Source organism: Fastidiosibacter lacustris (assembly GCF_003428155.1).
In the GTDB taxonomy this organism is placed as follows: domain Bacteria; phylum Pseudomonadota; class Gammaproteobacteria; order Francisellales; family Francisellaceae; genus Caedibacter; species Caedibacter lacustris.
The window spans coordinates 1-7,088 of record NZ_QLIR01000033.1 but is presented as its reverse complement, the minus strand read 5'-3'; the positions used below and the strand labels follow the sequence as shown (position 1 = coordinate 7,088).

Below are 7,088 nucleotides of genomic sequence, written 5' to 3'. Positions count from 1 at the left end.
GCTTTTTTACACCTGTTAAACGACGAAACTCATCTGCTGCTAACTTGTTTATCGTTTCCCATCTCATTGATCATATCCACCTTTAATTTTTAAATAGCTATTTTGCTAGATTAAATACGGTTTGGAAAGAACTCTATTTATAAGCGCCATATTTTACTGCTTATGGATGCTATTAATTACACTTAAATTTATAGATTTAGCGCATTATTTACTGCCTGACACCTTAACTTTCACATTTATAATAAACACTCAATATGATGATGCTCCTATAAATCCAATACTGATATCTTCCGGTGGTTATAAATCATTAAATAAATTTGTACCTCAAATTTTTAATCCACAGGATAGGCATGGTTTATTGAGTGATCACGTATTAATGGCTTTTGTATTATGGGAATAAAAATAAAGAATATAAAAAATCAATAACTACTATTGAGCATTGGTTAACATATATATATTATATAATTAAACAATGTTAACCTAACAGAATAAGGACAATTATATGTTTAAGGTTAGTGAAATTAAAATAACAGAGTTGCAACGATATGTTAAATTATCAAAACCTGCAATTAGTAAGTATTTTAAAGCTCTAGACACAGGAATAACGCATTCAAATAACAGAATTACTGGCATCTCATCAAATGAAGCCAGTTTATTTTTACGAAAGCAAAGCTCATATAAATTTCATAAGCCATCAATAACATTGTCTGCCAACTTGTGTGGTGGTGTAGGAAAAACCTCATCAGTATATAGTTTGTCTGCTGCATTGAGACGTGTAAGCTCATCAACAACTGACCCTATTGTATTGATTGATGGCGATTCACAAGCGAGTTTTACACATATAGTTTGCGGACAAAGAGCTGACGATAATGAATATATATTAATTGATTATATTGAGAATAAAGCTTCTATTAATCAAATATTAAATGATATAGGTAACAATGTATATTTTATAAAAAGTAATTTAAATTCTGCTTTTTTAGATAAAGCATTAAATAAGCCTTCTGATATAAAACGTGCAATGAAAAATTTATACAGTGATATTTTCCAAACTCTCGGAAGAAACACAAAAATATTTCAAGATCATACACCACAGTTATCTAATTTGTTTGCATCATCCATATCAGCTTTGTATCAGATGGATGATGATATATTATGTAATGTACTAATTCCAATTAGATCCGATGAGTTTGCTATACAAGGTGCAAAGTATATTATTAATGAGATTAATGAATTAGTAGATACATATTCTTTTGACACTAATAAAGTAAAAATAAATTGCTTCTTTTCAGCCCTAGACAGGAGAGTCTCAACATCAGGCGAAGCATTGAAAGCAGCCATGTCTGATGAAGTAATCAAAAATTATTTATGCCCAGTTATTATTAGATATTCATCAGAAATTCCCAAAAGTATTATGTCATGTCAGAACATATTTGCATCTGGCAAAAGTAATAATGCAACAGATGATTACCAAGAATTACTCCAATATATATATAATTAAAAGGAGTCTTATAATGGCTGATTTAAATAAGATTGCACAGAAATTCAATATAACCACGGAACAGATAAAATTATCACAAGGATCATCTCACGAGCATGAGGCGGTAAAAAATAAGCGTAGAACATGGCTTGAAAATGAAGTTGTTGAAGAAGTCACATTAATAGACCCCAACGATATTGTTAACTGGATATATCATGATAGACCTGAAAATGAACTCGGAGATATAAAGTCATTAGCTGATGAGTTCTTATCTATAGGGCAACAACAGCCATGTATTGTCAGACCGACTGAGGTTGGAAATAAATATAAATATGAACTAATTATTGGTGAAAGAAGATGGCGGGCTGCGATAGCAGCAGGAATTAAATTAAAAGTAATAATCAAAGAAATAAACGATGCTGAGTCTGCATTAGCCCAAGCTGCTGAAAACGACAACAGAAAGGATCTATCAGATTATGCTAAGGGAATAAGCTATGCGAAATTAATTGATAATAAAATTATCACGCAAAATGATTTAACAGAGAAATTAGGAAAAAGCAAACAATATGTATCATCTTTACTATCCTATTCAAAAATCCCAGAAGAAATAATTTCAGCTATTGGTGATATGTCAAAAGTATCATGCAGAACTGCAGAGACAATCAAACGATTAGCTCAAAGAGGTGATGAACATTGTCAAGTAATAATCTCGAAAGCGACCCTCATTCGATCTGGATCTCTTGGACATAATAAATTAACTGAAATTGTAAATAACTATATCAGCAATAACAATAGCCCTAAACCAGATGCTAATAAAATTATTTCCAAGAATGGAAGGCATATATTTACATGGAGAAAGGATAACAATAATTTAACATCTATACATTTCCCAAAAGATATTTCGACTTTGCTATCTAATAACAGCATAAATAATGATGTTATTAACAAACAAATAATGGAGTTAATTGAAAATGAATTAAATAAAATCAAATGAAGTCCGCCTGGGCGGACAAAATAAAAAGCCCCAGTTAAAACCAGGGCTTTTTACAAGTTAAGGAACCTAAAAAGACTTCTCAACTCACATCACAAATGAATTGTAGTATATAGGGTTCCTGTTTGCAAGACTTTTTTTTAAATAAGGAATGTACTATGTCTACAATATTTCACGCCGGTCGTAAGATCTTGCGAGAACAAATAGGAAATCACAACCACGCTGAAATAGCAGATTTACTATATTTCAGAGTCCAGGGTACTAAGTATTATGATGATAATGGAAACCCATTCTTCTTATTACCTAATATTAGGTATATATCAGAGGAAACTGGTTTCAAAGAAAGAACCTGCGAAAGAGCATTATCAGATCTGGATAAAGATGGATGGATTGATCGAGTCCGTATTAAGTGCTACGATGGCGCAGTAAGAACAAAAATTTACATCACTGAAAAATTCACCTCAATAATGTCAAATATAGATCTTTTATTAAAGAACCCTGAATCAACAAAGAACAATACTTATTTTAAAAAAGAATATACTAAGGATATTGTTGATATCAAAGGTAATTCATCACAAAATAAAACATTAGATGTATCGCATCAATGTTTTAACAATGAGGGGTTTGAAAAATTTATAGAAAATTTAACAAACATCAATATTTCTAAGTTACAACATAATATAGATATATCTGAACAATGCCAAGATTACCAAGTTAATACATCTATGAGTGATGATAGCGACAATCTTATTCAAAATAGTGAGACTGACAAAACTATACCTTCTGAATTTAATAATGAAATAGTGGAAAATGAATATAATCAAGAAGTTTATGGTGTTGGCTTAAATCATCATGTTGATTCCGCCACTGTTACGGAATCAGACTCCGCAAATTTGGCGGAATCTTATATAAAAGGAAAAACAAAAAAAGAAGATAACAATTATAATAAATTACAAGAGTCTAAAATCATTCCAAATGAAGTTGCGGAAATTGTTAAATCTGTTAATCCTGTTTTTTCTCACAACTTAGATTTTATGACTGATCAAACAGAGTCTATTATTATCACAATCGCAGAACAATTTTCAATTAATCCCAGTGATCTATTCGATGTACTTGTTTCTCTTCAGGAAAGCAGTATATATCATAATCAGGTAGAGATGATTGAAGATGCAATTAAAATACAGTTAAGAGCAAATGGTGATGCTACATCTTTCCCTAATGGTGATGGGAGATTGAAATATAAGAAGGCAATCTTTGAAGCAGAGGATATACGAAAACCTAATTTGACACCAAGACAACATATTGCTGTAATGCAGTCACTCAAATGGCTGTCCTTGACAGGTAAGGCTGTTATCGGAAGTATAAATGAGGTTTATGCTTGGATTGAGTATCAAATATCCAATCCAGAATTTCATTTTCAAGGGAAAGGTTTTAAGCATTGTCTTAGTATTATTAAAAAAATATTGTGTAATACTGGAAATAGACAATATTCTAAACCATATGGGTATTGCTAATGTAAATTTTGGACCAAATTATTTGCGACTATAATTTTGGCTTGGATCACTTTAAATGCGACTGTAGAATCTTGACGCGCAAATATATTTTACTTGGACCACATTAAATGATTTTATCCGATGCGCCTAAAGTGTCAGAAAAACCCTCGTTTTTCTTGTGCTTTTTTTGTTCTCCATTTAATCTTTATCCACGTCTATTTTTCCTATTTGTGCGCGCTAGCAATAAAATGACGCTCAGCCAGAATTATTCTGCAAATCAACCAACATTATTTTGCAAATAGAATTTTAGAACCAAAATTATTCTGCAAATGGATTTTTGAATATTTGATAACTTCAATGAAAACCCAGCTATAGTTTCTTTCACTTTTAATTTTTTATGGTATAATTACCATAAAAATAACGATAGATACCTTTATGTCAAATCTATTAAAACCACTTAAGTGGGTAGGATCATCCTTAGATGATTTAAAACAATTTCCAGATGAGGTAAAAAGAACCTTTGGCTTTGCGTTAGATTTTGCTCAAAGAGGGACAAAACATGATAAAGCAAAGCCTTTAAAGGGCAGTGACTTTAAAGGTGCATCTACACTTGAAGTTGTAGAGGACTATGATGGGAATACTTATAGAGCGGTATATACGGTGAAATTGAAAGATGCTATATACGTATTGCATTGCTTTCAGAAAAAATCTAAAACTGGCATTAGCACGCCAAAAACTGATATAGACCTGATAAAGAAACGGTTAAAAGAAATTTTAAATATGCAGGAGAAGTAACATGCTCAAAATAACAGAAAGTTCGGGTAATGTATTTAGTGACCTTGGGTTTGAAAATGCCGATGAGTTACAAGCTAAATCAGCACTAGCACGGCAAATATCAATTGTAATTAAAGAGAAAAAACTTAGACAACGAGAAGCTGAAGAAATTACCGGTGTTAACCAGGGTGATATTTCAAAAATTATCAATGGTCACTGTGACAGATTCAGCATTGATAGATTATTCGGTATGCTCTTAAAGCTTGGGCAAGATATTGAAATAACAGTTCATCCAGCTCAAACTGGATTAGGGCATATCAATTTCATGCAAGCTTAAACGAAAATGTATTTTTGTTGACTTATCTTAATTGATTTATGACTAAATTATCAGTGAATTTTATTGAGTAAAAGAAAACAAAATAAATGATCGTTTTTATTACCATAAAATCAAATCCATTTGTAGAATAATTCTGGTTCTAAAATTCTATTTGCAAAATAATGTTGGTTGATTTGCAGAATAATTCTGGCTGAGGGTCATTTTATTGCTGGCGCTAACAAATAGAAGAGAATCGCCATATTCCCCGAGTTTAAATATAATGCAACTGATTTTTATTCATCAAATTGATGTTTTTTGTACTTTGAAACGGATTGAATACATCAAATAAAACTACTTGTTACAAGTAGTGTTGAGCTTCTGATCTTATTTTGCTCTATTATATACATAAAATTTATAGTCAAAAATGGGAGGGATAGAAATGACTCTTAAATTAACAAAGCAACAGGAAGAACTGTGGTATGCTTACAAACTTAATCCTTACGCGGATAATTATAATATTGCGATTTCATATCAAGTTCAGGGTAATTTAGATAAAAATAAATTTGCAGCAATATATCAAACAATTGGTAATTATTTTGAAGCTTTTAAAACACGGTTTATTGAAACAGAAGGGGACGCAAATCAAATCATTCTTGATCGCTTTGATGGAGAGGTGATTTATCAGGAATTATACCATTTTACTCAAGATCAAATTCTTGCTGCACTTGAACAATTAAGAGCCAAGCCTTTTGATCTTGAAAAGGACTGGCTATTTAGAGCCATACTGATTAAAACAGATCATGACCAGTATTATTTTCAGTTTGTCTGGCATCATATTATTTCAGATGGACTGACCACGACAATCTTTAGTCAAGTATTTGAAAAGCTTTATAACGAAGGGTTGGAAGCAATTCATCAATTCAAAACTTATCCATTGGCAAGTTATTTACAGTATGAAGAAAACATCATCGCTGAAAAAAAACAGGAAACCATTGATTACTGGCAGCACTATCTTCAAGGTGCTCAGCAAAATGATCTGGCTAAGTATACCGATGATGATACGGGTAAAGTTGAGCGTAAACGCATTGATATTGACCCCAAAGCCTTAAGAAGGTTTTTAAAGGCACACAAAACAACGCCGTTTATCTTTTTTAATGCCTTAATCAGTACCTTTATTTATAGATGCTTTCACCTGACAGACATTATGTTGTCTTATCCCAAAAACATACGCCCGAGTGAATTTAGTAATATCGTCGGTTATTTTGTCAGTATGTTTCCCATGCGGATTCAATTATCTGGAGAAATGACATTTGCGGAATTGCTTGAGAAAATAAAGGCTCAGTATAAGATAGACAGAGAATATCAGACGATTGCTTTTGAGGAAATACGAAAAGATTTACATCATGGTTTTCATCCTAACATTACTTTAGTAGAAGCATGTATGACTTCTCCAAAAATTAATATTAATGATTTTGTTTGCTCAAACTCAGGGACGTATTATGGACAACCTCTAACGCTATTATTTTCATACGAAAGCATATCTAACAGTTACGAGATAAGTTATAACCAAAACTATATCCCTAGTTACTTTATTGAATATTTTAAAAATCTAGTCAATGAAGTATTAACCAACATATATAGAAAGTTATCTGAATATGAATTAATGTCAATTGATCAAAAAAAAAAACTACTATACGACTGGAACAAAACCGATAAACCCTATCCAAAAGGTAAAACCATTTATCAATTATTTGAAGAACAAGTTGAAAAGGCACCAAATAACGTTGCCGTGGTATTTGAAGATCAACAATTAACGTATGCTGAACTCAATGCCAAAGCCAATCAACTGGCAAAATACTTGCGATCACTTACTGAAATTAAACCAGATACCTTGATTGCTTTATGTCTAGATAAAAGCTTAGAAATAATTATAGGCATCTTGGGAATTTTAAAATCAGGGGCTGCCTATGTGCCGATTGACCCCAGTTATCCTGATGAAAGGATTAGATACATACTTGACGATACTCAAGTATC

The 7,088-nt window shown here is 31.8% G+C and carries 6 protein-coding genes; all 6 read left to right on the top strand.

All coding sequences use genetic code 11. From position 1 onward, the window contains the following. Positions 1-502 precede the first annotated feature (502 nt). Entirely contained in the window at positions 503-1,501 is a 999-nt protein-coding gene (locus tag DNJ77_RS09630; RefSeq protein WP_116964854.1) for a ParA family protein, read from the top strand. Between the two features lie 13 nt (positions 1,502-1,514). Next, a complete protein-coding gene (locus DNJ77_RS09625) occupies positions 1,515-2,474 on the top strand; it encodes a ParB/RepB/Spo0J family partition protein (protein WP_157966676.1) in 960 nt (319 codons plus the stop codon). Between the two features lie 155 nt (positions 2,475-2,629). Next, a complete protein-coding gene (locus tag DNJ77_RS09620; RefSeq protein WP_116964852.1) occupies positions 2,630-3,985 on the top strand; it encodes a hypothetical protein in 1,356 nt (451 codons plus the stop codon). 414 nt (positions 3,986-4,399) lie between these two features. Further along, positions 4,400-4,759 carry a type II toxin-antitoxin system RelE/ParE family toxin gene (locus tag DNJ77_RS09615; protein WP_116964851.1) on the top strand — a complete coding sequence of 120 codons (360 nt, stop codon included), beginning with the start codon at positions 4,400-4,402 and terminating at the stop codon, positions 4,757-4,759. Position 4,760: 1 nt separating this feature from the next. Then, positions 4,761-5,075, top strand: coding sequence for a helix-turn-helix domain-containing protein (locus DNJ77_RS09610; protein ID WP_116964850.1), 315 nt, complete (start codon positions 4,761-4,763; stop codon positions 5,073-5,075). A gap of 418 nt (positions 5,076-5,493) precedes the next feature. Then, a partial coding sequence (locus DNJ77_RS09605; protein WP_192877957.1) for a condensation domain-containing protein occupies positions 5,494-7,088 on the top strand: 1,595 nt, incomplete at its 3' end.

Coding starts and splice junctions, on each gene's coding strand:
- DNJ77_RS09630 (WP_116964854.1), top strand. CDS start 503: ATGTTTAAGGTTAGTGAAATTAAAATAACAGAGTTGCAACGATATGTT.
- DNJ77_RS09625 (WP_157966676.1), top strand. CDS start 1,515: ATGGCTGATTTAAATAAGATTGCACAGAAATTCAATATAACCACGGAA.
- DNJ77_RS09620 (WP_116964852.1), top strand. CDS start 2,630: ATGTCTACAATATTTCACGCCGGTCGTAAGATCTTGCGAGAACAAATA.
- DNJ77_RS09615 (WP_116964851.1), top strand. CDS start 4,400: ATGTCAAATCTATTAAAACCACTTAAGTGGGTAGGATCATCCTTAGAT.
- DNJ77_RS09610 (WP_116964850.1), top strand. CDS start 4,761: ATGCTCAAAATAACAGAAAGTTCGGGTAATGTATTTAGTGACCTTGGG.